Annotated in this window: 25 protein-coding genes; 9 read left to right on the top strand and 16 right to left on the bottom strand. The window is 49.2% G+C overall.

The window, feature by feature from the left end; genetic code table 11:
- The first annotated feature begins 75 nt into the window (after positions 1–75).
- Positions 76–1188 carry an AraC family transcriptional regulator gene (locus ORJ00_RS08655; protein ID WP_306139580.1) on the top strand — a complete coding sequence of 371 codons (1113 nt, stop codon included), beginning with the start codon at positions 76–78 and terminating at the stop codon, positions 1186–1188.
- A 37-nt stretch (positions 1189–1225) separates the two neighbouring features.
- Here the strand turns inward: ORJ00_RS08655 and ORJ00_RS08650 are convergent, their stop codons facing one another.
- From ORJ00_RS08650 to ORJ00_RS08630, 5 genes are all read right to left on the bottom strand, one after another.
- On the bottom strand, positions 1226–2266 hold the full coding sequence (locus tag ORJ00_RS08650; protein WP_306125743.1) for an ABC transporter ATP-binding protein: 1041 nt from the start codon (positions 2264–2266) through the stop codon (positions 1226–1228).
- Entirely contained in the window at positions 2266–3906 is a 1641-nt protein-coding gene (locus ORJ00_RS08645) for an ABC transporter permease (RefSeq protein WP_306139579.1), read from the bottom strand. The genes ORJ00_RS08650 and ORJ00_RS08645 overlap by 1 nt, the downstream gene beginning before the upstream one ends.
- 38 nt (positions 3907–3944) lie before the next feature.
- Positions 3945–4973, bottom strand: coding sequence for a Fe(3+) ABC transporter substrate-binding protein (locus ORJ00_RS08640; RefSeq protein ID WP_370302729.1), 1029 nt, complete (start codon positions 4971–4973; stop codon positions 3945–3947).
- A gap of 144 nt (positions 4974–5117) precedes the next feature.
- Positions 5118–6497 (bottom strand): 5-methyltetrahydrofolate--homocysteine methyltransferase, encoded by a 1380-nt coding sequence (locus ORJ00_RS08635; protein WP_306139578.1) that lies wholly within the window; start codon positions 6495–6497, stop codon positions 5118–5120.
- 63 nt (positions 6498–6560) lie between these two features.
- Complete coding sequence (locus ORJ00_RS08630) at positions 6561–8972, bottom strand: TonB-dependent receptor (RefSeq protein ID WP_306139576.1); 2412 nt, start codon at positions 8970–8972, stop codon at positions 6561–6563.
- A 202-nt stretch (positions 8973–9174) separates the two neighbouring features.
- On the opposite strand from ORJ00_RS08630, the gene ORJ00_RS08625 reads away from it, so the two are divergent.
- The 5 genes from ORJ00_RS08625 (at position 9175) to ORJ00_RS08605 (ending at position 12942) form a co-directional block, all read left to right on the top strand.
- On the top strand, positions 9175–9549 hold the full coding sequence (locus tag ORJ00_RS08625) for a MerC domain-containing protein (RefSeq protein WP_027671391.1): 375 nt from the start codon (positions 9175–9177) through the stop codon (positions 9547–9549).
- Positions 9536–10756 carry a zinc metallochaperone GTPase ZigA gene (gene zigA, locus ORJ00_RS08620; protein ID WP_306139574.1) on the top strand — a complete coding sequence of 407 codons (1221 nt, stop codon included), beginning with the start codon at positions 9536–9538 and terminating at the stop codon, positions 10754–10756. Before ORJ00_RS08625 ends, zigA begins: the two co-directional genes overlap by 14 nt.
- Positions 10757–10933, top strand: coding sequence for a hypothetical protein (locus ORJ00_RS08615; RefSeq protein WP_306125747.1), 177 nt, complete (start codon positions 10757–10759; stop codon positions 10931–10933).
- Positions 10934–11098: 165 nt separating this feature from the next.
- Positions 11099–12424: an ATP-binding protein gene (locus tag ORJ00_RS08610; RefSeq protein ID WP_306139573.1), complete on the top strand. Its 1326-nt coding sequence runs from the start codon at positions 11099–11101 to the stop codon at positions 12422–12424.
- Positions 12421–12942 (top strand): response regulator transcription factor, encoded by a 522-nt coding sequence (locus ORJ00_RS08605; protein ID WP_305977351.1) that lies wholly within the window; start codon positions 12421–12423, stop codon positions 12940–12942. Before ORJ00_RS08610 ends, ORJ00_RS08605 begins: the two co-directional genes overlap by 4 nt.
- 11 nt (positions 12943–12953) lie before the next feature.
- Here the strand turns inward: ORJ00_RS08605 and ORJ00_RS08600 are convergent, their stop codons facing one another.
- The 6 genes from ORJ00_RS08600 to bfr (ORJ00_RS08575) form a co-directional block, all read right to left on the bottom strand.
- Positions 12954–14012: a DUF4785 family immunoglobulin-like domain-containing protein gene (locus ORJ00_RS08600; protein ID WP_306139572.1), complete on the bottom strand. Its 1059-nt coding sequence runs from the start codon at positions 14010–14012 to the stop codon at positions 12954–12956.
- Positions 14013–14018: 6 nt separating this feature from the next.
- Positions 14019–15068 carry a hypothetical protein gene (locus tag ORJ00_RS08595; RefSeq protein ID WP_305977353.1) on the bottom strand — a complete coding sequence of 350 codons (1050 nt, stop codon included), beginning with the start codon at positions 15066–15068 and terminating at the stop codon, positions 14019–14021.
- Between the two features lie 383 nt (positions 15069–15451).
- On the bottom strand, positions 15452–18331 hold the full coding sequence (locus ORJ00_RS08590; RefSeq protein WP_306139571.1) for an insulinase family protein: 2880 nt from the start codon (positions 18329–18331) through the stop codon (positions 15452–15454).
- A gap of 119 nt (positions 18332–18450) precedes the next feature.
- A complete protein-coding gene (locus tag ORJ00_RS08585) occupies positions 18451–19341 on the bottom strand; it encodes a ZIP family metal transporter (protein ID WP_305977696.1) in 891 nt (296 codons plus the stop codon).
- A gap of 357 nt (positions 19342–19698) precedes the next feature.
- Positions 19699–20166, bottom strand: coding sequence for a bacterioferritin (gene bfr, locus ORJ00_RS08580; RefSeq protein ID WP_306125753.1), 468 nt, complete (start codon positions 20164–20166; stop codon positions 19699–19701).
- Positions 20167–20168: 2 nt separating this feature from the next.
- Positions 20169–20642 carry a bacterioferritin gene (gene bfr / locus ORJ00_RS08575; protein WP_027671402.1) on the bottom strand — a complete coding sequence of 158 codons (474 nt, stop codon included), beginning with the start codon at positions 20640–20642 and terminating at the stop codon, positions 20169–20171.
- A 256-nt stretch (positions 20643–20898) separates the two neighbouring features.
- On the opposite strand from bfr (ORJ00_RS08575), the gene ORJ00_RS08570 reads away from it, so the two are divergent.
- Positions 20899–22401, top strand: coding sequence for a S10 family peptidase (locus tag ORJ00_RS08570; protein ID WP_306125754.1), 1503 nt, complete (start codon positions 20899–20901; stop codon positions 22399–22401).
- Between the two features lie 89 nt (positions 22402–22490).
- Here ORJ00_RS08570 and ORJ00_RS08565 read toward each other — a convergent pair whose 3' ends face one another.
- Entirely contained in the window at positions 22491–22880 is a 390-nt protein-coding gene (locus tag ORJ00_RS08565) for a RidA family protein (protein WP_306139570.1), read from the bottom strand.
- A gap of 191 nt (positions 22881–23071) precedes the next feature.
- Here ORJ00_RS08565 and ORJ00_RS08560 point away from each other — a divergent pair, with 191 nt between their 5' ends.
- Complete coding sequence (locus ORJ00_RS08560; RefSeq protein WP_305977199.1) at positions 23072–23668, top strand: TetR/AcrR family transcriptional regulator; 597 nt, start codon at positions 23072–23074, stop codon at positions 23666–23668.
- Between the two features lie 17 nt (positions 23669–23685).
- Here ORJ00_RS08560 and ORJ00_RS08555 read toward each other — a convergent pair whose 3' ends face one another.
- From ORJ00_RS08555 to ORJ00_RS08540, 4 genes are all read right to left on the bottom strand, one after another.
- Positions 23686–24528, bottom strand: a complete 843-nt coding sequence (locus ORJ00_RS08555; RefSeq protein ID WP_305977200.1) for an EamA family transporter — start codon at positions 24526–24528, stop codon at positions 23686–23688.
- A gap of 71 nt (positions 24529–24599) precedes the next feature.
- Positions 24600–24899, bottom strand: a complete 300-nt coding sequence (locus ORJ00_RS08550; protein ID WP_306139569.1) for a hypothetical protein — start codon at positions 24897–24899, stop codon at positions 24600–24602.
- The gene (locus ORJ00_RS08545; protein ID WP_306125755.1) at positions 24896–25198 is read right to left on the bottom strand and encodes a hypothetical protein; all 303 of its coding nucleotides are present in this window, start codon (positions 25196–25198) and stop codon (positions 24896–24898) included. The genes ORJ00_RS08550 and ORJ00_RS08545 overlap by 4 nt, the downstream gene beginning before the upstream one ends.
- 35 nt (positions 25199–25233) lie before the next feature.
- The gene (locus ORJ00_RS08540) at positions 25234–25665 is read right to left on the bottom strand and encodes a hypothetical protein (protein ID WP_305977203.1); all 432 of its coding nucleotides are present in this window, start codon (positions 25663–25665) and stop codon (positions 25234–25236) included.
- Between the two features lie 236 nt (positions 25666–25901).
- Here ORJ00_RS08540 and ORJ00_RS08535 point away from each other — a divergent pair, with 236 nt between their 5' ends.
- Positions 25902–26534, top strand: coding sequence for a hypothetical protein (locus ORJ00_RS08535; RefSeq protein WP_306139568.1), 633 nt, complete (start codon positions 25902–25904; stop codon positions 26532–26534).
- Positions 26535–26536 lie beyond the last annotated feature (2 nt).

The raw sequence follows: 26536 nt of genomic DNA, 5'->3' as shown, positions 1-26536 counted from the left end.
ATACTGACATCAAAGCGGGTAAGGTACACTACATAAACTGGGTTTGAGTACAGCATTAAGAGGTTACATAGTGCCATGGTAAGTAGCAGCGGTTTAAGCCAGTATCGGCTTACTCATCCCGAGGCAAACAGCACAGCCGTTAACAGCAATACCCTCGGTAATGAGGTAACATTGCCTAGCCACTATGTGCGTAACTTGCTGGATTTGCTGCAAAGCCGTGGTGGCAACGTTGAGGCGGTGCTAGCTAAAGCAGGGCTGCCACCAGAGGGTCCAAATCAGATAAATGCCACGCTAAGCTGGCAACAGTTTCATGCCGTAATTCAGCTCTGCTGTAACGAAATAAATGAACCGGCATTAGGACTTTATCTGGGCAGCCAGCTAACCATTAATACTCATGGTATGTTGGGGTTAGCTGCAATCAGCAGCGTTAACATGCATGAAGCCTTGCAACTTATTTGCAAGTATACCGCCACTCGTAGCCCACTACTGACACTTAGTATGCGCCAGAACCAACAGCAAGTGCATCTAACGCTGGAAGAACTGCATCCGTTGGCAGACATTCGCCAATTTGTGGTAGAAACCTTTGCTGTGACCTTGCATGCTACGCTGGACTTTGTTACCGGACACAAATATCGCCTGCGTCAGGTGCAATTTGCCTTTGCAGAACCAGGCTACAGTGCATTGTATCAGGCATTTTTTCCCTGCCCAGTTCGTTTCGCCCAACCACAACACCGCTTTATTTTTGATGCCGCAGACCTGGCAATCCCCTGTCCCTGGGCTGACCGGCAAGTACAAAACCAACTTAGCGCCCAATGCGAGCAAGAATTGCAGCGCTGGCAGCAAAGCCAGAGTATTGCCGGGTTAATCAGGCTTATGCTGGGCCGCACTAAAGGGCGGGTTCCCTGTATAGAAAAAATTGCCGCCGAGTTTGCCATGTCCAGCCGCACACTGCGCCGACGTCTGGACAACGAGCAAACCAGTTACCACCAGCTAATTACAGACTGGCGTCAGCAAATGGCGACCCATTATCTGTTAACAACGGCCCTGCCGGTGCAGCAAATTGGTTTTTTGCTTGGTTATGCCGATCCGGCTAATTTTGGCCGTGCCTTTCGGCGGGAGAATGGTGTATCGCCGCAACAATTCCGGGCAAAACAGCAGACAAAATGTACTGTTGATCTTGAGAAATAAGCCAGTTCGTCACGGTTGTTATATCTGCACAACCTTACTAATGGTCTCTCGGGAACAACACCAAATGGTCTAAATCGAGCCGAATACCAATATGCTCGCCCATTGCATGATTATGATGGCTTAGTGCCAGACACTGTACCTGCTCGCCACTGTCGAGCTTTAACTGATACAAAATATGTGAGCCACGAAAGGCTTTGTCTGCTACCTGTGCGGTAACACTGCTACTATCATCGTGAACAATATCGTCCGGCCGTATTAACACGTCAACCTTGTCGCCCGGCTGCAAACTACTGACATACCGCTGCTGGAATATGCCCAGGCTGGTTTGAACCTGCTGCGCGGCCAAAACAGTACCCGGTAATAACACGCCCCGACCAATAAAGTCGGCGACAAAACGACTGGCGGGTTTATGATAAAGCTCATACGGGGTGGCCCATTGTTGCAAACGTCCCTGAGCCATAACACCTATCATATCAGCCATTGCAAAGGCTTCATTTTGATCATGCGTTACCATTACTGCGGTGATTTGCAGTTGTTGCAATATTTGCCGGATCTCGCGAGCTAAACCTTCTCGCAGTTCGGTGTCCAAACTGGAAAACGGCTCGTCCAGTAACAATACGTTAGGTTCTGGTGCCAGTGCGCGTGCTAACGCGACGCGCTGCTGTTGGCCGCCGGATAACTGATGAATATAGCGCTGGCCCAAATCCGGCAACCCCACCAGCTGCAGCAACTGCTTCACTTTAGTGGCTTTGACGCTTTTACTTACATGGCGCAAGCCAAAGCTAATATTGTTCGCCACACTGAGATGTGGAAATAAGGCAAAATCCTGAAACACCATTCCCACCTGGCGTAACTCGGGTGGAAGTTGCTGCTCGGCATTGCTCACTATGTTGCCTTGCAAGCTAATGCTGCCGGCACACACAGCCTCAAAGCCAGCAATTGCACGCAGTAAAGTGGTTTTGCCACACCCTGAAGGCCCCACTAAACAGCCAATCTGGCCTTTGGCTAGCGATAAACTGATGTCTTTAACAACCGTGTTTCCACTGTACGCCACAGCAACCTGTTGCAAATTCAACATTAAGGCTTTCCTTTAATACTTGAGTCTACCGAGCGTGCCAATACTATTACAGGCAATAAGCTTACCAAAACAATAGCCAATGCGGGCAAGGCAGCATCGGCTAAGCGCTCGTCTGACGCCAGCTCGTAGGTGCGCACCGCCAGGGTATTGAAGTTAAACGGTCGCAAAATAAGCGTGGCGGGTAACTCTTTGAGTACATCAACAAATACCAGCAACAATGCCGTTAATACACTGGTACGTAACAGTGGCAGATGAATTTTTTGCAGCACGTGCAAAGGTTTATAGCCCAAAGAACGTGCGGCATTATCCATACTGGGTTTAATGCGTTCCAGGCCGGCTTCAACGCTGTGAAGTGACACAGCAAGAAAGCGCACGCTGTAGGCTAATAGTAGTGCGAATAAGGTACCGGAAAAAATAAGCCCGGTGCGCACGCCAAACCACTGCTCCGCCAGCAAATCTATGCGGCCATCTACCCAGGCTAACGGCAACATTACGCCAATTGCGATAACAGTACCCGGTACGGCATAACCCAACGCAGCAATACGCACCGGTACTTGCACCATAACGTCACGACGCAGCCGTTTGCCATAAGCAAATAACAGCGCCAGCAGCACAGAAATAACGGCAGCCATGGCGGCTAAGGTAAAGCTGTTCCAAACCAGTACGCCAAATTCATGGTTTAGTGTTACCTGGTAGTTGGTCAGTGCCCAACTAATTAACTGAATAGCTGGCACAATAAAGCCTAACAGTACTGGCATTAAACACAGAGTTAATAGTAGAAGCTGATGGGCAAGATTCACTGGCCGTCTAGCATGAGAATGTCGATGCTGGCCTTGATAGTAGTAACGAATTTTCCGTCTTGACCAACGCTCAAGCACTAATAACAGCAAGACAAAACTGGTAAGCAGCGCCGCCAATTGTGCAGCAGCAACCTGATTCCCCATGCCAAACCAGGTACGAAAAATGCCGGTGGTAAAGGTGGTGACACCAAAATACTGCACCGTGCCATAGTCCGCAAACGCCTCCATCATCGCCAGCGCGGTACCGGTAAGAATGGCTGGCCGCGCTAACGGTAAGGCCACTTTCCAAAAGTGCTGTCGTGGCGTAAACCCTAAGGTACGACTGGCTTCAAATAGTGATGCAGACTGCTCGAGAAAAGCCGTGCGTGCCAGCATGTATACATAGGGGTATAGCACCAGTGATAGCATAAGTATTGCGCCGCCTAGTGAGCGGACCTCAGGAAACCAGTAGTCGCCATAACGCCAACCAAACTGTTCCCGTAATATTGTTTGCAACGGCCCGGCAAAATCCAGCATCCCGGTATAGGTGTAAGCAATAATATAGGCTGGCATCGCCAACGGCAGTAACAATAGCCAACGCAGATAACGCCGGCCAATAAACTGATATTGAGAAATAATCCACGCTGTTGAAGTGCCCATTAACAGGGCACCGATGCCTGTACCACCGGCCAGCAGCAAGGAGTTTATAACGTAATCCGCCAACACGGTTTGGCGCAAGTGCAACCAAACGTCAGGTTGCGGATAGCCAATACTGGCAAAAATAACCAATACCGGCACGGCCAGCACAGCGGCTGGCAACAATACCGACCACCGCCAGATATCACGCCATCCGCGTATCATCTGGCCTGGGTCCTGCTACAACATACAACGTTCAATAATTACTTCCAGCCAGCGCGGTCCATTACCCGTATCGCGTCAGCGTTTAATTCACCCAGTTTTTCCAATTGTAACTGGTCTGCCTTAAATTCACCAAAGCCTTGTAAAATCTCGCTAGCCTTAACATCAGCCCGAATAGGATATTCGTGGTTGGTGTCGGCGTACCATTGTTGGGCATCGGTGGTGGTCATGTACTCTAAAAGCTTTATCGCTTCGGCTTTGTTGGGCGCATATTTAGCCACACCGGCACCGGAAATGTTGATATGTGTGCCTCGCCCGTCTTGGTTTGGCCAAAACACCTTAACGGCGTCAGCTGCGGCTTTCTCTTTTTCATCGGCTAACATACCGCCAAGATAATAGGTGTTGGCAATGGCAATATCACAGATGCCCGCTGCGGCGGCTTTAATTTGGTCACGATCGCCGCCTTTGGGCGGACGAGCGAAATTAGCCACTAACCCTTTAGCCCAACTTTCCGCCGCGTCAGCGCCGTCATTAGCAATCATGCTTGCCGTCATCGATTGATTATAAATATTATCAGAAGAACGAATGCAAATTCGGCCGCGCCATTTCGGACTGGCTAAATCTTCATAGGTTGATAGCTCAGAGGGGGAAACTTTGCCAGGTACATATAAAATAGGCCGGGCACGCATGGTTAAACCAAACCATTGATTCATCGGGTCTCGCAATGATGCTGGGATAGTTTCTGCTAACACATCCGACTCGACACTTTGCAGCACACCCTGCTGCTTTGCCCGGGACAAACGGCCCACATCAGTACTAATCAGTATATCTGCCGGGCTGTTACGGCCCTCACTTACCATACGACTGATCAATTCATCAGGCTTACCGGTAATCAGGTTAATAGTAATGCCCGTTTCACGGCTAAATTTATCTAGCAGTGGTTTGATTAGCTCTTCCTGTCTGGCAGAGTAAATATTTACCTCCGCTGCCTGCACTGCGCTAATGTTACCTAATACGCTAACAATAGCGGCGCCCAATAAGCTTAATGCGTAACGTGGTTTCATACTGATACTCCCAGCAGATAGATAGCATAAAATTTACGCCATATAAGCATAAATACGAATAGTTCTCAACGAGATTCAGATTATTACATTAAAAAAGCCGTTAAACATCGCTTAACGGCTTTTTTAGGTAATGAATTTAACACAACCTAGTTAATGGTCATGGGCAGCTGGTTCAGCAATGCCTAACCACACAAGCTTGTGCGGGACAAAGTTTAGCTGTTTCGTCGTAACAACTTCAGCATCTTTAAGGTCTACGGTTAACAAGCTACTGTCAATCGGGTTTAGCACATAGGCTTTATCGTCACTGGCTGAAATAGCTAATTCAAAGCGGCTGCCAGTAGGCATAGTGCTAAGATCCGCACTGGTCAGTTGGACTTTCGCGGCAAACTCAAACGCCGCTTCTTCCGCCGCAGTAGCAGCACCTTCATGCTCGTGGCCGTGGTAGTGCAAAATGGTCAAATAGCCTTGGTTATCCAGCAGGACAAATTTTTCGCCTTTATCGGCAAAGCCATAGCCTATAACGCCGGCCTCCTCACTACTCTGCCAGTCTACCAGCTCCATTTCACCGTCTTCAGCATGAATAGCAAACATACTGGCACCGGCAAAGCCAACAAAGTGATCAGCGTGCATATCACCTATCAGAGTACCAATACGCATAGCGTCGCTAAAATCTTCAGTATTCTCCAGCTTACTGGCAGTAAAGGTGTCGCCATCTTGCGCTATCAACAGCACGCCATCAGTACAGCCAAAGCTGATGAAGTTTGCGTTTTGCGCACTGCCATGTAAGCCTGGACATAGCTCGTCAAATATTAATTCTTCATCAAAGTGATCATCATGGCCATGATACAGCGCCACTTTATCCGGTAACGTCGTCGCGCTGTCGGCATCTCGAAGTGTCGAAATCAAATACTCGCCGCGCGCCTGAGCAGCACCATGCATATGGATGCTGTAATTCAGCACAGGATAACCATTGCTATCGGTAGTAATATCCGCATCGGTAATCACCGCTACTGCCGCAGGTGTAGAGCTTGCGGCATCACCGTCAAAAAATACCGCAGTCTGACTGTCAGTACTGGTAATGTGTGTCGGCCGGCTGTCACTAAGAACAAAACTGCTTAATGCAGGTGCTTGCTGGTAAGGATGCAGATGATCAACATGATCTTCTTGGAATAAACCACCATCCACAAACTCTACTCTGTCGGTAGTGCGCTGTACGACCAGGGCATAGCGTTTACCGGCAGACGCGGCCAGTGCAGAAGGCGTATCAGCTACGGCAAAAGTATCTAACAGGCTACCATCTTCCAGTTCGTATACCGACACAAGGTTTGAATCCTTGGCCGAAATGACCAACCGGCCTGCGCTGCTAATTTCATCATGATCGTGGTCGTGATCATCGTCATGATCATCATCTACTGCTATTGGCTCTTTTTCTACGATGTTAGTGGTACTGTCACCACACGCAGCTAACATGGAAGTGGCGACCAGCAACGCAACCAAACTAAATTTTGCCTTTAATTGAGCTTGTAACATAAAATCTCCGTGTAAAATAAAAAGTTGCCGCAGGGCAGGAACCAGCGTACCTGCGGCAAAAAATCAGAAACTACCGCGCACGCCCAGCGCAACAGTGCGGCCCGGTAGCGGGGCGATATCTTTTAAAAATGAGGTATGCACTCGCGCATCTTCGTCAGTCAGGTTTTGCCCTTTCAGGTAAGCTGTTAGCTGTGATGAGCCAACATCAAACCGGTAGCTGACGCTGGCATCAAGCAGGGTATAGCCGTCAGTTGCGGTTTCCAGCCCGGAGGTTTTATCCTGCTTCATATAACGGGTAGCGCGCAGATCGGCACTAACAGCATCCTGTTCGTAAGCCAGTTCAGCTGCAAAACGCAGCGGCGGCGTACGCGGTAAATCGCCTCCGCCATTTAAACGGGCTCGGATGTAATCGCCTTGCAGGGTTAATTTGAACGGCGCATTAATTTGCCAGACATACTGGGCTTCCAAACCGTTCAAGGTGACATCCGCCGCGGTAAATAGATAAACCGGCAGCTCGCCACTGTGATCATGCTCATCGCCGTGGTCATGTTCATCGCCATGATCATGGCCATCTTCGGCAAATAAGCCGGTGTTTTGCTGGTAATAGTAGTTATCTACCTGGTTGTAGAAGGCGTTCAAGACAAAACCGGTATTACCGCTGAATTTACGCAGCGTAATATCCAGATTATTGGCCACCTCCAGCTCAATCGGTTTGGTATTTAATACAAATTCGTTATCATCCAGCGTAAACATTGCACCTACTTCATAAGAAGCGGTGCCAATATGTGGGCCAAATGACAACAATTCAGATGCTGAGGCTGCCCGCTGCGAACGTGACAGCGACACGCCCAGGTTATAACCTTCGGCAAAATCCCATACTGCTCCGGCTGATAAGCTATAAGGCGTAAACTTTTGGCTCACATCAAATACCCGGATTACCTCTGCATCATGGTCATGCTCGTGATCGTGTTCATCATCGCCATGGGCACCGATATCCGGCAGTAATACATCAGTTGCATCAATCGTAATCCGCTCAACCCGCGCACCTAATTGCACTAGCCAGGGGCCAAAGTGCCGCTCTTCCACCCAACCCAATGCCAACATTTCTGTTTCAGACGGTGGTGTAAAAGCTTCTTCACCTATGGCATCGAAATCGCTGTGTTTATAGTGCAGGCTTACACCTCCGCGCCATCCCTGATAAGTGCGGTGTAACACTTCAATGCGTGCTTCTGAACTCTGATTGTTGAATGTGGTACCCACTATACCCGCTTCAATCTCAGCATGTTCATAGTCGGTGAATGCAAACCGGCTGTTTACTGCCCGGATCAAACCAGTAGAGAAACTCAGCTCACTCAGCAGCTGCACACGGTGTTGAGTAAGGTCGGCAAACACCGCGTCTTCCTCATGCTCACTATGCTCATCAGCGTTCTCGTCGTGGTCATCATGTTCTTCATGACCACCATGCGCATGGCCAGGAATGCCATACTCGCGGTCTAACCGGCCATAAGATAAACCAATGTAGCCGTTATCGAGTAAATAGCTGCCGCCCAACGTAAAACCTTTCGCTGTAGCGGCGGTATTTTCAACTACACCAGCTACCGCGTCAGCATCCGGCTCAACTTCAGCAAAACCAGGAATACGGTATTCGCCGTTATCACGCCAGAAGGCATCAGCATACACAGCGATGTTATATGCGCCTGTCACTATTGAACCCGCCGCTAACTTTTCATTATTCACAGACTCACGCTGCAGCATCCACTCCGCACGCGTGTTGTTATCAGTGGGTACACGCTCGTCAACGACATTGACTACACCACCAATTGCACCGCTACCATAAAACAAGGTGGCTGGGCCGCGCAGCACTTCAATCTGAGTGGCGGTACTGGTTTCACTTGCCACACTGTGATCCGGGCCAACGCGCGACGCATCACCGGCATCCAGACCATTTTGCGTAATGAGCACACGCGGGCCGTCTAAACCACGGATAATGGGGCTGCTGGTTACGCCGCCGTAAAAGTTAGAATGCACACCCACTTCATTCTTCAAGGTGTCGCCCAGCGTGGCCGCCTGACGCATTTTCAGGGCATCACCAGCCAGCACACTTACCGGCAATGATGATTCGGTAGCCGAGGCATGAAATGGGCTGGCTTTTACATCAATAGTTTCAATAGTCGTGGTTAATAATACCACGCTCAGGTTAGCCAACCCCTGCGCAGGTACCTCGACATGCACATCACGATGAGCAAAACGGCTAGCCTCTATATGCAGCTCAGCTTCACCGGCATTGACGTTAGCCAACACAAAACGCCCCTGCTCGTCGGTGCGCGTTTCACCATTAGTGCCCATTAGCTGCACCCGGGCATTCGCTACTGGTTTACCGGCGGCATCTGTAACGGTACCTTTAATACTGTCGGCGTAAGCCGTTGACGTTAAAGCAGCAAACACTGCTGCGGTTAACAGAGTCGGTTTAAACATTGTCACTCCATGTTAGCCATTCGCTGTCACAACCTGATCAATCGATTTGACGATCTAAGTGTTACGTTATAACATATTTTTAATATTGTGATGTTATAACATTTTTGCAGTGCGCTGCAATGCTTACGACAACAAAACTACTGTGCACGGTGAATAATCTAAACGGCATAGCTGCTAACCGTGCCGTATTAAGCGAGGTTGTATGAAAGATTTGATAGCGGCTACTTTATCCGGCCTCTGTGTTGTGCATTGCCTGGCCACGCCAGTACTGCTGGCACTGGCCAGTTCCGGCTTGTTGTTGGGTATGTTTAGCTCTGAGTGGTTTCACTATCTGATGCTGTTGCCAATTAGTGTGTTACTAGCATGGAGCCTGCCGGGCGGCTGGTGTGTACACAAGCGTAAAGCGCCTTTTGCACTGGGCTTAAGCGGCTTCTTAGTTCTGGTTGCCTCCTTGCTTGCGCCACACGAAGCCGAAACAGCGCTATCACTAAGCGGCGGTTTGCTGCTTATTAGCGCCCATTTATTTAACCGTAAACTGCTGCACAAACTGCGAGGGCCACAAGATGCTGCCAGCTAACATCACACCCGATACACGCCTGCCGGTAACGGTATTGTCCGGCTTTTTAGGGGCCGGCAAAACTACCCTGCTTAACCATATACTGCATAACCGCGACGGCTTGCGAGTAGCGGTTATCGTTAACGATATGAGCGACGTTAATATCGACGCCAACCAGCTTAATAAAGAAGTCAGCCTTAACCGCGCTGAAGAAAAGCTGGTAGAAATGAGCAACGGCTGTATTTGCTGCACCTTGCGTGAAGATTTGCTGCTGGAAGTCGGCAAACTGGCCAAAGCCGGCCGTTTTGATTATCTGCTGATTGAATCGACCGGTATCTCCGAGCCGTTACCTATAGCTGAAACCTTTACCTTTGAGCATGAAGACGGCCAGAGCCTGGCCGATATTGCCAGATTAGACACCCTGGTTACGGTGGTGGATGCAGTCAACTTTATGGCTGATTATGACGCCGCCCAAGATCTCTCCGAGCGTGGCGAAAGCTTAGGCGAAGACGACGATCGCAGCGTCGCTGATTTACTGATAGAGCAGGTTGAGTTTTGTGATGTGTTGGTTATCAGCAAAACCGACTTAATTACGTCACAACAACTGCAACGTCTTAGCGCGATATTATGTAGCTTAAATAGCCGCGCCCGAATTATTCGTGCCGATAACGGCAAAGTTGAGTTAAGCCAAATACTGAATACCGGCTTATTTAATTTTGAACAGGCACAACAAGCGCCAGGCTGGCTGGCGGAACTACGCGGCGAACACACGCCAGAAACCGAAGAATACGGTATCAGCAGCTTTGCCTTTACTGCACGTAAGCCGTTTCATCCGCAGCGGTTTCATGCTTTTTTACATCAGGATTGGCCTGCCGGCCGCCTGCTGCGCTCTAAAGGTTATTTCTGGCTGGCCAGCACGCCGCAACATGCCTGGTTGTGGCATCAGGCCGGTGGCATTGCCCGCTATAATATGGCCGGTTTATTCTGGCAGGCAGTGCTAAAAGCAGAGTGGCCGCAAGAGCCAGAGCTGCAAGAGGCAATTATGCAAAGCTGGGCCGAACCTTACGGCGATCGGCGTCAGGAATTGGTGTTTATAGGTCAGCAACTGGATAAAACCGCCATGCTGGCCGAGCTTGAAGCCTGCCTGTTAACTGACGCTGAGTTAGCGCAAGGCGAACAGCACTGGCAGCTGCTGCCCAACCCGTTTACTGCGGAGCAGGTAGCATGAGTGCCTTGTTGTTTACTGAGTTCAAACCAGCAAGCTGCCAGCTGGCAACGCAGCGTTGATACAGCCATCGCAGACTATTGCCGAAGGCTTAGTTTCGCTATGCCATTAAAACGCATTATTGGCGCCGACACAGTACTGCACGATATTGGTTTTACCATGCGCTTGCGGCGTAAATAGCCTGGCAAAACACTGCGACAATTTGCCACAGCGACATAAGCTGCTGTTGGCTTTACACTTATCACACTCAGAATGACATTACCGCTGCGATGGTTTAGTCTCTTCTGACATTTTGCAAACGGCTGCCTGGCAGCCGTATTTTTTCGTAGCAGGTAATGCTTCGCTATGGCCAGACAACTTATTATTGCCACTGAACTTTCTGAGCAACATCAGCTTAAACACTTTGTGCAGTTTCGCTGGGGCCTGCTCGGGTTTGCAACTGTCGCCCTTTCCGCTGGCTGGCTGCTACATTACCCGGTAAGCTCCTGGCCCCTGCTAGGCTTGTTACTGTTAACCCATATTTGCACCAATTTACTGCCTTACTGGCTGGCAGCCAGTAAAATGCCGTTAAAGGTAATTTACCTACTGTGCTGCACGCTGGATATTCTGCTGCTCACCTGTTTACTGACCTTAAGCGGCGGCGTTAGCAATGGCTTGGTGGCTATGCTGTTGTTACCGGTGGCGGTGGCCGCAGTAATGCTGCCCGGACGCAGCTGTTATTTTATTGCTCTGCTGGCCATTGCTGGCTATAGCATGCTATTGCAAGTGGGCGATTTACATATTCCGGATATCGATACGTTGCTGACGCAAACCGCGGAGCAAGCCGCCCATGCCAGCCACACGGGCCATGGCATGCATGCGCAGCATAACAGCGACGGCTTTAGCCAGCATATGCAGCAAATGTGGTGGGCCTTCACCATATCTGCCTTGCTAATTAGCTGGTTTATCAGCGCTCAGGCTGAATTAAACCGGGTAAAATCAAGAAAGATCAGCGAGTTACAACAACAGCAAATTCGTAACGAGCAAATACTAGCCTTAGCCACCTTTGCTGCCAATGCGGCGCATGATTTAGCCAGTCCTATACAAACTATACAGCTGCTAGCCGATGAACTGGACACGACAGAGCCAGCAGTTCAGGAGTTAAAGCAGCAGCTACAGCGCTGTCAACAAATAGTACAGCAACTGCGTAGCGATGCAGGCAGTCTACGTGAAGAGAACAGCACCGCACCGCTATGCCAGCAAATCGAGCAGGCGGTTACCCGCTGGCTTAACAGCCGGCCGGAAATCTGTCTTGGCATTCAACGTAATTTACATGCAGAAGATTTTAGCCTGGCTGATAGTCAAGGTTTTACAGCAGCGCTACTAAACATTCTCGATAACGCGGCTGACGCTAGCCTGGCTAACAACAGTAATCAGCTAGAGCTGCAACTAAGCCTGGACAGCAGCGGTTTAAGCCTGCAGGTACGCGATTTTGGCGAAGGCCTATCTGATAGCCGGCTTGCTGAACTGGGTAAACTGCCGCAGCAAAGTGAGCAAGGCTTAGGCATAGGTCAGTTTCTTGCCAATATGTCGATTGAGCGCTTAAGCGGTAGTGTGCGCCGGCAAAATGCCGGCAACGGCACCTTAACACTGATTACGATGCCGCGCCCGCAAACGGAGCCTGCCGCATGAAGCTGGTCATAGTGGATGATGATATCGCGCTGCTTAATGCGCTGTCGCGCCGCTTTAGCCAACGCGGTTTTACCGTAGTCAGCTTTGCAGAGGCCGTTACTACAGATCAGCTGACTGCACAGCAAGCTGATACCTATTTATTAGATTTACGCTTTGCCAGCCAGTCAGGCTTAAGCTTTATTGCGCCGCTGCGCCAGGCGCTACCAGCTTGCCGTATTGTGTTGCTAACCGGCTATGCCAGTATTGCCAATGCGGTGCAGGCGGTAAAGCTGGGCGCCGATGATTATCTGACCAAACCGGTCGATTTGTTGCAATTGGAACAGGCCCTTCGTAGTGAATCTCAAGCCATTACCCACACTATGCAAGACACAGCCGCAGTGCTATCACCTGATCAACTGGAATGGGAGCATATTAACCGCGTGCTGTCCGAGCAAAACGGTAATATCAGCCGCACCGCAGAGTTGCTGGGCATGCACCGGCGCACCTTGCAACGAAAACTGGCCAAACACCGGCCATAAAACTATATCCGTTACTGTTGCCCGGCCATTTTTTGTAAAAACTGCAAGCGCTGCTGCTCTGCGGCATCAGGTTGCCAGGGCTCATCTGTTAATTGCTCTAAAGCAAAATACTCCAGTTGATAAAAGGGCTTGTCACTATCGCCATAACGGGTCGCTTCACCAGGGATCGCGGGACGGCGCTCTAGCACAAAGCTTCCGAGTAAATAGGGCCCACTTTGATGTTTTAATACCGCTTTATATGCACGTAGCGTAATTTCAGTTGTACCGGCAGATAACTTTTCCGTGTTCGTCAACAAAGCAATAGGTTGGTTGTCTTCAGTATACAAATTAGCACGTAGCCGATAATAACCCGCTTGTTTTACGTCAAGTTGTACTGGGATCAGCATGTCACTACCGCCACTTTGGCTAGTGTCAACCCCCGTGATTGTAGCAACCGGGTTGCTATACACTATGCCGGTTTTTAATGTTTGTTGCTTACCATTGGCATGAAATGTCACACTGACCTGCAGCGGGCCATCCCATTCAGGTTCTGCATCAAGCTGTGCCGTCCAGCCTTGGGTGCTTTGCAGCATGCCGTCATTTGCTAATATGTCGTCGCTTCCAACAGACTCCGCTTGCAGTTGCACAGTAACTGCGGACACGGCTAACCCCTGCACCTCTAACCTGACATCAATGGCTTGCGGATAACTATAGCGATATTGTGACAACACAATACTGGCACTGGCGCCGCCTTCTAATGTCACAGCTTGTGGCACATAAGTATTGGGCTCAAGCAGATGCTTATCGTCCGCGCTTAATGGCCGCGAGTATGCAGGCATTTCAAGATCACTGGCATACGCTTTCGCCAGTAATTGAAAGCTTTGGCTTATGGGCTCCGGTATGGTTTCAGTTACTTCGATATGTGCTGGTTTAGGCTCTGACTTTTTGGCTACTTGCTTTGTTTCTGGCTCCAACACTTTAGTCGTTAAAAGGTGCTGCGCAGGCTCATTTTTTGCCGGTTCAGCGCTAAAATAGACATACCCTGCCAGCAACGCCAGCAGGGAAATTGCAGTGACAAACATCCACTTCATATCGGTTTAGTTCGCTGCCTGATACACTAAAGCGGACATACTGGTGTTATTTGAGTTACTTACCACACGATATCTCGAGCTAAAAATCCACCAGCCGCGTTTCTCATCGTAGGTATTAAATTGCAGAGTGTCGCCATTAAGATAACTGCCACGGCTATTTGCTGCAGTTATTTCATCTTTGGCGCTGTTGTTAATCATATCGCTGTGGCTATAGCCTTCGCTCATTAACATGGGATAGTGATATGGCATAAAGCTACTTGGGCCGCTTACTGAGGCTAGTTTACCGTCCATCGCAACACTGCGAGAACAACTGTTAAAGCTAGCCACCGAAGAAGCACCGCAGCTGGAGTGGCTGGCGACTACACCATCGTCCTCTCCGGGTAAAAAGCCACCTGTTGCGCCCAAGAAGTCTGAACCCGCGCCGACAAAACGTAAACGAGGGACACGATCGTCAGGGAATGCAGCCAGTTGTCGCGCGCTATTGACCCGCAGATCATTTAACACACCAATATTTGATGGCGAAGGAATTTGTCCCAACCATAGTGAAATAGCTAACCGCAGCGCTCCATCAATTAAGCCACCTCCACTGGCAACATTAACCGCTAAGTCAGCAAGCTCTACACCACCACCGGCACCAGCAAAATCAAAACTGGCGACAATATTTAGCGGTTGCAGGCCGGCGTTTTGCAGCCACAATGCCTGGTTGTCGATAATATAGCGGGTCACTAAATCACCCGTAGAATGACTAACAAAAATACAGCCACTGGCACAGGTACCATTTCGCGACATTTGTTGTAATTTCGGCCAAACATAATCACTGGCAATTTTACCGGCGACACGTTCCTGTGATGGCCAGTCAATGCGCACATCAGCGCGGTCTCGCCAGTATTGTGCCCAGTATTCTGCGCCATTTGTGGTGACCTGGTTACCTGTTGGCCGGCTGGCCAAATTATCAGGTTGAAAACCGTGTACCAGTACAACAGGGTAGCCACTTACTGCAGCCTGCGTTGCGCCGCTAAGTAAGCCTGCTATGAGTAAGATAATGGATTTTTTCATTGGGTTGTCCTCGTCTTTTTATCTGCTTTTGCCCATCAATATTTGTGAGCAAAGTGTTATTATTTTGCGTCTCTTCCGTGTGACTGGTTACAACTCCACCCACAAGATAGACCAGATCAATTCGATTGCAACTGCGCATTAATTACACAAGATGGCAAGACAAGGCCAGCGGTATAGCCGGTTGTTTTAATTTCCCATTAGTGAAAAAGTTGTGATGCTGGGTATCAGCGTAATCACCTTGCTTGCTGTTATATCGGCCATTACCGACATACAACCAAGTTGTTTAAAGTGATTACTCAAACTATTTTTAGTCAGGCTGTTATTTCCCCAGCCTACAAAGACAAAAAACGCAGCCCAGGCTGCGTTTTTTTGTTACAAGCGACTTACTGCTTTTTCATTTCTTTATGAAATGCGGCGATATCCGTTATTTTTTTCTGGCCTGGTATATCTGCAAACGGTTGGTCCTGAAACGACGTGCCGCGCATTTGCACCGAGATACGTGCTGCGTCCTTGTTTAGCATGGTTTCACGGTAAAACGCTTTAACATCTGCCAATGATACTTGCTCAACGGCATCGATAAGACGTTGCTCGCTGTCAAAACTGAACTTTTCACGGTACCAGTCGGTGATAAACGGGCCAAACTCTTCGCGCAGGTTCTTCTTAGGCTCTTTAAGCGTGATCAGCGTACTGGCTTTCAGTTTGGCAAATTCCTCTTCGCTTAACTTGTCCAGTTCAGCAGCATATTGCTGTTTAAAGCTGTCAAACCGCGCCTGCATATCAACGACATTTTTTACCGGCGTCTGAATATACATAGCAAAGCCTACGTAGTCTTCAAGCTGCATTGAAGTGCCACCAACCGCATAGGCTAACTGCTCTTCGGTACGCAGTTTATCAAAAGCGATATTACTAAAGTGGCTGCGTAGCACTGTGGCACGGGCCAATTGAGCATAACTCGGCTGTGGGTGAATGTGGGCATCGATCAGTGCAACATCAGCAACATCTATATCACGCTGCAGCACCAGGGTTTCACCTTTTGCCGGCTGCCAGTACTTAGTGCGGCTGTAAGCTAATTCAGTACGTTTTTTCGGCAGCGCCTGCGTCACTTCGCTGGAAATTTTAGCAACAGCGGCATTATCGTAGTTACCAAAGGCGAAAATACGCAGCTGATTGTTGCCAAGTGTGGTATTCATAAATTGCAGTAAATCCTGCTCAGTCAGGCTTTGTGCTGCAGCAATTAAGTCTGACATTTCATAGTTACCATTGCGCACTAAACCGCTATAGGCAGCAAATGCCTGACGGAACGGAAACTGTTTCCCCATGTTCTGCAGGCCACGTACATAGCGATCTTTGGCCTGAGCAAAGCTTTGTGCATCAGTGCTCACCTGTAAACCCGCCAGCGCTTGTTGAAGCAACTCTGGCTGTTTATCAGTAAAGCCGCCAACCGTTAATGCCAGACCGGTACCTGTACTCAGGCGCAGCTGCATACCGGCGATATCGGCTTCAGTGGCCAGCGCGCTTTGTTGCAGGCTGTATAAATCATCCCACAGTGCCAGCAGCACCTTAGCTTTAATATCGTTTAATGGCGCGTCAGTGTTAAAGAAAATTTCAACCACGCCGCGTGGTTGGCTGGCAAATAACTGGCTTGGGTATAACCAAGCCGTTACGCCATTTTCCTTAAGCACGACTTCCGGCTTTTCCTGCGCTTTAGCTGCAATTAAATCAAAGTTTTGCGGCAACATGCGGTTTACCGCCGGCAAGTTCAGTGCTAACTGCGGTGATTGCTGCCAGCTTTGCTGCTCTTCTGCACTAATATCGGCAATTTTGTATTTACCATCATAGAAATGCAGAGCTGAGTCATGCGGTTCCTGTTTACTGATGTACCACACGCGCAGATGTGACGGCGTTAATTGTGCAAGTACATCATTCACAGCCTTAGCATCAAACTGCTGATAATAGAAAGGTGCATTTATGGCGTTACGCGACGGTACCTTTTGCATGGCATCAGCCAGGTTTGACACATAACCAAACTCGTCACCTTTTTCCAGAAAGCGGAATTGGTTATTCAGGCTGGTCTGAATTTCACTGAAGTATTTGCTGTTAACGCCCTGTTTTTTCACCAGATCGATATATTGCATAATAGTGGCAACAATACCTTCGCGGTTTTGCATACCGGCGTCGGTCAGCTCGAGATCGATACTGAGCGAACCATAATTACCGTATAAGTCCGGTGAAGCAGTAGCATTTAAGCGCGAAATTAACCCCATCGCTTTAAGTTGCTGAGCAGGCGTGCCCGGCATTTCTGATCCCAGCAGATAGGTAATAAACTCATTCGGTTTACTGGCAAACTGTTCACTGTTATTGCGGATAGTGAAATCCAGTTTCAGCTGTTTTACGTCCTGATTAGGAACATAATGGATGCGTTTGGCACTGGCAGTAGAGAAATCCAAGCTGTCTTTAACTTCAGGCTTGGCAATGTTTTTATTCTCAATACTGCTAAAATGTTTGAGCGCCAGCTTCTCCATTTCATTAATTGGCAAGTTACTCAGCAGCACTGCCTTCATAATATTGGCTGAATAGTATTTGTTATAAAACCCCACCGTTTCAGTGTGCAACTTGCTATTTTCTTTATCGCCCAACGTTTCCAGGTTACCAATCAGGAAGCGGTTTGCCGGGTGGCTGCCCATCATTTCCCGCGCCAGTTTATACTGGCCAAAAAAGTCCATTTCGCGGCGCATTGACCATTCAGCATTAACGGCATTTTTTTCTTTATCGGTGTATTCCGGATATAGCTTAGGTGCTTTGAAAAAGTCTGAAAACCGATCCAGTGCTTCATCGTACGCCCCGTTATTTACCTTGAACATATAGTTGGTGATGTCCAGCCAGGTGTAAGCGTTTTGTGCTCCACCGTTTGCGGTCATAAATGCGCTGTATTCATTAGTGTCTGGGTAGCGCTCGGTGCCTAAAAACAGCATATGCTCTAAATAATGCGCCATACCTTGTTGGCTCATCGGGTCTTGCAGTAAACCCACGCCCACACTAAGCGCAGCGGCAGACTTTTCCGCAGCCGGATCAGACACCAACATCACTTCCAGTTTATTGGGTAACACAATAGTTTTATAGGCACGGTTATCATTCGGGCTGGCTAATACCTGGCCTTGCAGTTGTTGCTGCACGGCAGCTGCGTCGGCACTGATACTGCGCTCGCCGGCACAGCCGGTCAGTACCGCCAGCGCGACAGCGCTGATAACAAATAATTTTTTCATTGGTTCACCACGATTAGACAAATTGTTACGTTATGTGACGGCCAATGTAATAAAAACCACGGCTAGCCGCCAGCGCAGGCGATAACTGGATTGTAATAAAATGTGTCGGGTTGACGCTGTCAACTCAGGGCGGTGTCCAGCAACATCATTAATACAAAGCCCAACATTAAACCATTGGTGGCAGCAAGTTCATGCCCCTGACGATGTGATTCGGGGATCATTTCATGGCTTATGACAAACAACATAGCACCGGCAGCAAGCGCCAGGCCCCAGGGTAACAACAGGCTAGACTCGCCCAGCACGGACGCACCAATAATTGCCATCACCGGCTCGGTTAAACCGGACAACACGGCTATGCCCACTGCCAGTGCGCGGCTATAACCCACCGCCATCAAGGCCATCGCTACCACCAGGCCCTCGGGAATGTCCTGCACCGATATACCGGTAGCTAACGCAATGGCAGCGTCGTTATTTGCGGCGGCGAAAGAGGCGCCGATTGCCAGACCCTCCGGGATATTATGTAGTGCTATGGCAAACACAAATAGCCAGCTGCGGCGCAAGGTTTGGCCGCGCAGCCGGTCTTCAGCTTTAATAAAATGCTGGTGCGGTACCAACCGCTCCAGCAGCAACATAAAGGTCCCCCCCAGCAAAATAGCCAGTGCCACACTGCCGGAGCTATACCAGGGTGAAGCACCGCCAGCGGTTAGTAACGCCAATGCAGGAACAATTAAGGAAAACATACAAGCGGCCAGCATAACGCCGGCACCAAAGCCCAACATCACATCATGCAGCTTTTGCGACAACCGCCGCATAAACAGTGCCGGCACTGCGCCGGCAGCGGTAGCGGCTGCCGCTGCCATACCGGCATAAAAGGCATAACGTACCTGTGGTTGTTGTTGCAGCAATAGTACCAACTGCTGCAAACCATAACCCGCACCCAGCAACACAATGGCCGCGCCGGCAAACTTACGGCCGCCGAACCACGGGGATTGCAACAACGACTGTTTCATACCCGCTCCGAATACCACTGTGCGATCTGTGGCAGGTTAATCACATTAAAAAAGGCTGCCACGTAGTCTGGCAGAGTAAAAGACATAGTACACCTCACACCTTAATGATAATAATTATCATTAAGGTGTGATCAGAAAGCAAGCCATATTTTTAAACGAACTTCCGGCAGGATAAATAAGTTGGTTGCAATGGAACGTTGCAAACATATCATCCGCAGGCCAACAGCGCGCTACATTTATGATTTAACAAGAACTGCGGGGGGTATATGCCGCTAATTGCCTTAACAAGACTATAATGCTGCCGGCCGGAGGACAAAGCTGAACCGGCAGCGTTACGTCTGTAATTGCGGGTAACGATTACATCTGTGATTGCAAATAGTTGGGCAGGCCCAGCAGTTTAATCAAGTTAAGCTGTTGCTCCAGCCAATGGGCGTGGTCTACTTCGGTATCATCCAATAATTGCTGCAACATAGTGCGGGTAACGTAGTCCTGCTGTTGTTCACACAATGCCATGGTTTGCTTTAGTAGCTTTTGTACGGCGTACTCTACGTTTAAGTCGTTTTGCAGCATGGCCGGTACATCTTTACCCACGTGAATAGCATCACGTTTACTCATATCCGGCACACCTTCTAAAAAGATAATGCGTTCAATCAGCTTAGAGGCATGGCCTTTTTCGTCATCGAACTCGTGATCGATGCGCTCGAACAGCTTATGCAAACCCCAGTCGTGATACATCCGTGAGTGAATAAAGTACTGATCCATAGCCGCCAACTCATTGGCCAGCAACACATTTAATGCATCAATAACGTTTTTATTACCTTTCATCTTTATTCGCCCCCTAACTGAGCTTGCAGATAGTTCGCCAGCCCCATACTGCTAATTTGATGCTGCTGTGTTTCCAGCCAATCTAAGTGTTCTTCTTCGTATTCCAGTATTTCGGTTAGTATGTCGCGGCTAACATAATCCTGCTCCACTTCGCACAAGGCGATAGTGCTGCGTAATAAGGGTAATTGCTCAATCTGAAAGTCCATGTCGCACTGCAGCATCTCAGGTGTATCTTCACCAATGCGCAATTTGCCCAAGGCTTGCAAATTTGGCAGGCCTTCGAGCATTAAAATACGCTCAATCAGCTCATCCGCTTGCTTCATGTCTTTAATCGATTTCTTATAGCACACATCATTCAGTGCCTTTAAGCCCCAATTTTTGTAGATACGGGCGTGTAGAAAGTACTGATTAATTGAGGTTAACTCAGCTGTCAGCACTTCATTAAGTTTTGACAGTACCTGTGGATTGCCTTTCATCGTGCTACCTTTTCTATGTCGCGAAAATATGCCATCAAGTGTAGCTCAAAACAGCAACAAAAACAAAATTATGTTTAAATTCAACAGCATAATACTGATAACGATTCGCGTTATTAACTTGTTTCGCTTCTCGCTTTCGATACAGGATATAACGGCGTATTTTAGTATGCTGGTCTCATGTGCTTTGAAATTATTCAGTTTTTGCGTTACACAGGACAGACGAAATTTAATTTAAATAACGATACCAGAGGAGCTTATGCAGCTAATTAAAACATTTGCCGCACTAATGCTGTTGTGCAGCACAACACTTACGGCAACGGAGCGCCAGATAGAAATTGATAGTAACGTAGTCACTGAGCATAAAACCGAAGTTAACGGCAAGCGTTTTAGCTATAGCGCCACCACCGGCACACAGCCAGTATGGGATGACGAAGGCAAGCCAACCGCAACCTTGTTTTATACTTATTATCAACGCAGTGATATTAAAGATCGCAGTAAGCGCCCGTTGCTTATTTCATTTAATGGTGGACCCGGTTCCGCCTCAGTGTGGATGCATGTAGCCTATACCGGTCCTAAGACGCTGCGCATTGATGACGAAGGTTATCCGGTACAACCTTACGGTGTGCAGACAAACCCCTACTCGGTGCTGGATGTGGCAGATATTGTGTTTGTGAATCCGGTAAACACAGGCTACTCGCGCATACTGCCTGGTGAAGACGGAAAAATGCCGTCAAAAGATCAGCAACAAAAGATGTTTTTTGGCGTTAACGCCGACGTTAAATACCTGGCTGAATGGGTTAATACCTTTGTTAGCCGCAATGAGCGCTGGCAGTCGCCAAAGTTTTTAATTGGTGAAAGCTATGGCACCACACGTGTGTCCGGCTTGGCACTGGCTCTGCAAAACCAGCAATGGATGTACTTAAACGGCGTAGTCTTAGTATCACCCACTGATTTAGGTATAGAACGTGCAGGCCCCGTAAAATCGGCCAATCGTTTGCCATATTTTGCCGCCACCGCCTGGTTTCATAAAAAGCTAAATAACGAACTGCAGCAAAAAGATTTATATGACATTCTGCCTGAAGTAGAACAGTTTACTTTAAATCAGTACTTACCAGCACTGGCCAAAGGCAACACCATCAGTGACGAAGAAAAACAGCGCATTGCGCAGCAAGTCGCTGCTTACTCAGGCCTGTCCTTGCAAGCTGTGCTGCAGAACAATCTGGATATCCCCACTAACTATTACTGGAAAGAGCTGTTACGTGACCGCGGGCAAACAATCGGTCGTTTAGATTCTCGCTATTTAGGTATTGATAAACGCGATGCGGGCGACCGCCCAGACTACAATGCTGAACTTACCTCTTGGTTGCACTCGTTTACCCCAGCGATTAACTACTACCTGCGTGAAGAGCTGAACTACAAAACTGACATTAAATACAATATGTTTGGCCCGGTACATCCGTGGGATAGAAGCGGAGATGAAACCGGTGAAAACCTGCGTCAGGCAATGGCACAAAACCCTTACTTAAAGGTATTAACGCAGTCAGGCTACTATGACGGCGCCACCAACTATTTCGACGGAAAATACAATATGTGGCAGCTGGACCCAAGCGGTAAAATGAAACATCGCCTTAGCTTTAAAGGCTACCGCAGCGGTCATATGATGTACCTGCGCCGCGAAGATTTGAAAAAGTCGAACGACGATCTGCGCGAGTTTATCTTAGGTGCTTTACCGGCTGAAGGTGTAGCCGCGAAGTACTGATAGCGCTGAACGACAGCTTTGCATAAAAAAATCCCCTGCTACAGGGGATTTTTGTTTCAGCCAGCAGCGGTTAATGCCAGAGCATACTGTTACGGAATACGCGCAATAACCTTGATTTCAAAATCAAACCCCGACAACCAGTTAACACCAACCGCAGTCCAGTTTGGGTAAGGCTTAGCAGGAAACACTTTTTGCTTCACCTGCATAATGGCATCAAACTGGTTTTGCGGATCAGTGTGAAAGGTTGTGACATCTACAATGTCATCCAGGCTACAACCTGCGGCTGCCAATGTGGCCTGCAGGTTGTCAAATGCCAGCTCAACCTGGCGGGTAAAATCCGGTTCCGGGCTGCCATCGGCACGGCTGCCAACCTGGCCGGAGACAAATAACAGATCGCCGGAACGAATAGCGGCCGAGTAGCCGTGTGCTTCATACAGTGCATGCCGGTTGGCCGGGAAAATAGCTTCGCGCTTAGACATAGTTTTCACCTCAGGTTAGATAATTACGCCAGACAGCCACAACAATGCACTGCGGCTCTTCACAAGCAGCTGCTGTTTCTGGTATACGATACTCAGAGAAAAACAAATATACGCCGCGTATATAAACTACAATCATACGCGCCGTATGTCAAATTAATATACGCTACGTATGTGATATTAAGGATAAAGCATTGAACAAACGCGCTGTAACAATGGCGGATAACCGTGCCAAGCTAATCTCCGCGGCAAGAAAAGCCTTCGCCGAAAAAGGTTACGCCGCCGCATCTATGGATGAGTTAACGGCAGAAGCAGGCTTAACCAGGGGCGCGCTGTATCACAATTTTGGCGATAAACGCGGGCTGCTGGCTGCGGTGGTCGATCAGATAGACTCTGATATGGCACAGCGCGCGCAACAGATTGGCGCGCTGGAAAAAGACGACTGGCAAGCACTGCTGGCCGAAGGCGCTGCTTATATCCGCATGGCACTGGAGCCCGAAGTGCAGCGCATTGTATTACTGGATGGCCCGGCAGTACTGGGTGACCCGTCACAATGGCCCAGCCAAAGCAGTTGCCTGCAGGCTACCAGACAGAAGCTGGAGCAGCTGATGGCACAAGGTGTATTAAAAACGGTGGATGCCGAAGCCGCGGCCAGGCTGCTCAGTGGTGCGGCACTGAATGCCGCGCTGTGGATTGCTGCCAGTGCCACGCCGGCAGAGGTTACCGCCAAAGCCGTTGCGGCGTTCCGAATGTTAGCATCCGGTCTGCTGACGGCTCCTGCCGGTAATTAGATTGCCCGGCATCCGGGCTAAGTGCGTTTAACTGCCAATACCACCAGCGCAATACCACCCAAAATTGCCAGTGATGCCAGCAGCAGACGCAGCGTTAACGGCTCCTGCAACAACAATACCCCGCCCAGTGCTGCCAGCAGCGGCACGCTTAACTGCACCGTGGCGGCGGTGGTGGCTTTTATCAGCGGCAAAGCACTGTACCAGATGGCATAGCCCACCCCAGAGGTTAAAGCACCGGATAACAAGGCAAAGTAAACACCGGAGCTGTCAACTGACACCCGGCTTAGTAACACCAGGCTTAGCAGCAGTGCCATAGGCACCGTGCGGATAAAGTTACCGGCCGTAACCTGCAAAGGGTCGCCGGCGCCTTTACCGCGCAGCGAGTACACAGCCCAGGCCACACCAGCGGCTATCATCAGCATAGCGCCCGACAGGGGCGGTGCCGACAGCCCGGGCAATAGCAAACCTGTCAGTCCCGCGCAGGCCAGCAACAACCCCGCCCACTGCAGCAGCGTAAAACGCTCACCGCGCCACAGGCCGTAAGCTATCATGCTGGTTTGCACTGCGCCGAACAGGATCAGCGCCCCCACTCCGGTATTAAGTTGGATATAGGCAAAGGAAAACCCGGCAGCATAAACAAACAGCGCCAGCGCCGATAACCAAGTACCGCCGCCGCTGCGTTTACCACCACGCAGCACTACCAAAGCCCACAACACCACAGCACCGGATAACAGCCGGATACCGGTAAAACTGGCGGCATCAATTTGGGTATGCGCCAATGCCGCACGGCACAGCAGCGAGTTACCGGCGAAGGCAATAAGTGCCAGCAGGGTTAACAGCACAACACGGGTATAGGGCATTGAAAGGCCTCAGAAAACAAAATTCTCTGCAGCAGGCTAGCATTAATACGGCACGGTTTACATTGTGACCTTCAAACGAAATACTGCCACAGGTAAGCCAACAAGGTACCGACGGCAATAACACCTACCACTCCAAGCAGCGGCAGCCAGGAGCGTTTTTGACCATCCGCTTGCCCGGCATCAATCAGACGGTATGAAACCGTGCCAAGTACTGCAGTTACCACAACAAAGCCAGCAATAGTAGCATACAAAGATCCGGTCTGCCACCAGATCACCGCAGCAGAAATTAAGCCGGCATACAGAAAAATCTCAAAAGACAGGTCCGCCAGAAAACGACGCAACCCCATGACAAAGCGAGAGGTTCCACTCATTTACAAAGGCCTTTTAAATTTATATTTTCCGGCTTAGCACAAAACTCTTTAATTGGTAGTGGCGCGGGTTCAACTTGTGACAAGGTCATTATTTCGGATACCCCTAACTCTAAGCCATGCACCAGTTCCAGCTCTTGTGGTGTTACAGAATTATCCGCCAACTTGTTATATCCCGGTGGCAAACCATCGGGTCTACCGGTTAAAACTGATTGAATAACTGCATCAAGCGATTTGTGTCCCTCAGCGATAGCCTTTATACCTGCTCCGTAAGACGCGATGCCGAAATTAGTAATTGCCACAGCAACTTTGGCACTGCCCGGCAGATTTTTATTGCCTAACTTTCCTCCCGTACTGGCATAATTGGTAAATTTTCCGCCCAAAAGACGACCGGCAATATCGGCTTTACGGTATTTAAAGTTATAACGAACAATGTCTGAAAGTATCGGCGTTTTACCCCCGTAACTTTACCGGTAATTTCATCACGCAATGGCTGAGTAATTTTCCAGAGTTCATTTGCTCTGATGCTTGCAGCACCTTTGTGTCCGTGCCCCCACATTCCCATTTGCATCTGTAGCTGAAATATTCCAATCCACCAAGTAATGGGATGGTTGTATCCACCTTTAATAAACCGACGCCAGCCGGCTTCGTTACTACCGGCAAAATTCGCAAGGAAACGATCTTTCTCTGTTTGTTCAACTTTCTGCAGAGATTCAACAAAATGTTGGATATCCTGTTTTTCGGATGCGTTTAAGCTAAGTGCAGACATAAATTCCTTTTTTCGATCACATAGAGACATTTAATTGAGCCGAATATTAAACATTTTGATAATTAATTGAAACAAATATAAGTCTGAAAGCGAAAACCAGCTTTCTGTCGATTCCACAGAAGGCCTTGAACAGGAGCTTGCTGCCGAAGACGATGTTGTTATGCAGCCTTCCATTCCGGCTTGGCAAATTGCCAGCCTGGCTATACTGTATTTACCTAATTATCCAGGGCATTTGTGTGAAATCATCTGTGCTTGCTGTGCTGTTACTGGCCTGTAGTTGTGCTTTGGCGCAACCGGTGCGTATTGGTATACCGCTGGGTGACTCCGCGTTGCGGCAAAAGCTGCAACAGCAGCTAACTGCGGCTTATACTGCGCTGGGTTATCAGCCACAGTTTATTGCCCTGCCATCACAACGGCGCTTCCGGCTATTAAAAGACGGGCTGATTGATGCCGATTTGTTCCGTATTTGCCAGCTGGATGAAACACACGCGGAGCTGCTGGTGGTGCCGGTACCTTTGGATACCTTGCGGTTGAATGCTTACAGCCTGTCGGCAGATAAGCTGGTTAACTGGCAACAGCGCAACGACTTGCTGATAAGCCATATTCGTGGTTTTAAAATGGCAGAGCAGCAGGAATTTGCCGGAGTAAGGGTACTGGTTAACAGTGACGAACAAGCGTTTGGCCTGATGTTGCAAGGCCGGGTAGAAATAGTGCTGGAAGACGGCCGCACCGCAGAGCGGTTTTTAACACAGCAGCCTGAATTGGCTGGTATTGCTATGCAACAGGTGGCTGATTTTGACGTCTGCCATATCCTTAACCACAATTGGCAAGCGCTGTTAACAGCGCTGACGCGGCAACTGCAACAGTGAGC

Origin of the sequence: Rheinheimera baltica (assembly GCF_030731985.1) — a bacterium.
GTDB classification, from domain to species: Bacteria; Pseudomonadota; Gammaproteobacteria; order Enterobacterales; family Alteromonadaceae; genus Alishewanella; species Alishewanella baltica.
Note: the sequence above shows the minus strand (reverse complement) of the source record. Positions and strands in the feature narration are given on the sequence as shown.

Excerpts from the sequence above, each read along its gene's own strand:
- ORJ00_RS08635 (WP_306139578.1), bottom strand. The coding sequence starts at position 6,497 with ATGTTACAAGCTCAATTAAAGGCAAAATTTAGTTTGGTTGCGTTGCTG.
- ORJ00_RS08585 (WP_305977696.1), bottom strand. The coding sequence starts at position 19,341 with ATGAAACAGTCGTTGTTGCAATCCCCGTGGTTCGGCGGCCGTAAGTTT.
- ORJ00_RS08605 (WP_305977351.1), top strand. The coding sequence starts at position 12,421 with ATGAAGCTGGTCATAGTGGATGATGATATCGCGCTGCTTAATGCGCTG.
- bfr (WP_306125753.1), bottom strand. The coding sequence starts at position 20,166 with ATGAAAGGTAATAAAAACGTTATTGATGCATTAAATGTGTTGCTGGCC.
- ORJ00_RS08650 (WP_306125743.1), bottom strand. The coding sequence starts at position 2,266 with ATGTTGAATTTGCAACAGGTTGCTGTGGCGTACAGTGGAAACACGGTT.
- ORJ00_RS08600 (WP_306139572.1), bottom strand. The coding sequence starts at position 14,012 with ATGAAGTGGATGTTTGTCACTGCAATTTCCCTGCTGGCGTTGCTGGCA.
- ORJ00_RS08630 (WP_306139576.1), bottom strand. The coding sequence starts at position 8,972 with ATGTTTAAACCGACTCTGTTAACCGCAGCAGTGTTTGCTGCTTTAACG.
- ORJ00_RS08610 (WP_306139573.1), top strand. The coding sequence starts at position 11,099 with ATGGCCAGACAACTTATTATTGCCACTGAACTTTCTGAGCAACATCAG.
- ORJ00_RS08655 (WP_306139580.1), top strand. The coding sequence starts at position 76 with ATGGTAAGTAGCAGCGGTTTAAGCCAGTATCGGCTTACTCATCCCGAG.
- ORJ00_RS08550 (WP_306139569.1), bottom strand. The coding sequence starts at position 24,899 with ATGAGTGGAACCTCTCGCTTTGTCATGGGGTTGCGTCGTTTTCTGGCG.
- ORJ00_RS08590 (WP_306139571.1), bottom strand. The coding sequence starts at position 18,331 with ATGAAAAAATTATTTGTTATCAGCGCTGTCGCGCTGGCGGTACTGACC.
- ORJ00_RS08625 (WP_027671391.1), top strand. The coding sequence starts at position 9,175 with ATGAAAGATTTGATAGCGGCTACTTTATCCGGCCTCTGTGTTGTGCAT.
- ORJ00_RS08540 (WP_305977203.1), bottom strand. The coding sequence starts at position 25,665 with ATGTCTGCACTTAGCTTAAACGCATCCGAAAAACAGGATATCCAACAT.
- ORJ00_RS08565 (WP_306139570.1), bottom strand. The coding sequence starts at position 22,880 with ATGTCTAAGCGCGAAGCTATTTTCCCGGCCAACCGGCATGCACTGTAT.
- zigA (WP_306139574.1), top strand. The coding sequence starts at position 9,536 with ATGCTGCCAGCTAACATCACACCCGATACACGCCTGCCGGTAACGGTA.
- ORJ00_RS08645 (WP_306139579.1), bottom strand. The coding sequence starts at position 3,906 with ATGATACGCGGATGGCGTGATATCTGGCGGTGGTCGGTATTGTTGCCA.
- ORJ00_RS08555 (WP_305977200.1), bottom strand. The coding sequence starts at position 24,528 with ATGCCCTATACCCGTGTTGTGCTGTTAACCCTGCTGGCACTTATTGCC.
- ORJ00_RS08595 (WP_305977353.1), bottom strand. The coding sequence starts at position 15,068 with ATGAAAAAATCCATTATCTTACTCATAGCAGGCTTACTTAGCGGCGCA.
- ORJ00_RS08570 (WP_306125754.1), top strand. The coding sequence starts at position 20,899 with ATGCAGCTAATTAAAACATTTGCCGCACTAATGCTGTTGTGCAGCACA.
- bfr (WP_027671402.1), bottom strand. The coding sequence starts at position 20,642 with ATGAAAGGCAATCCACAGGTACTGTCAAAACTTAATGAAGTGCTGACA.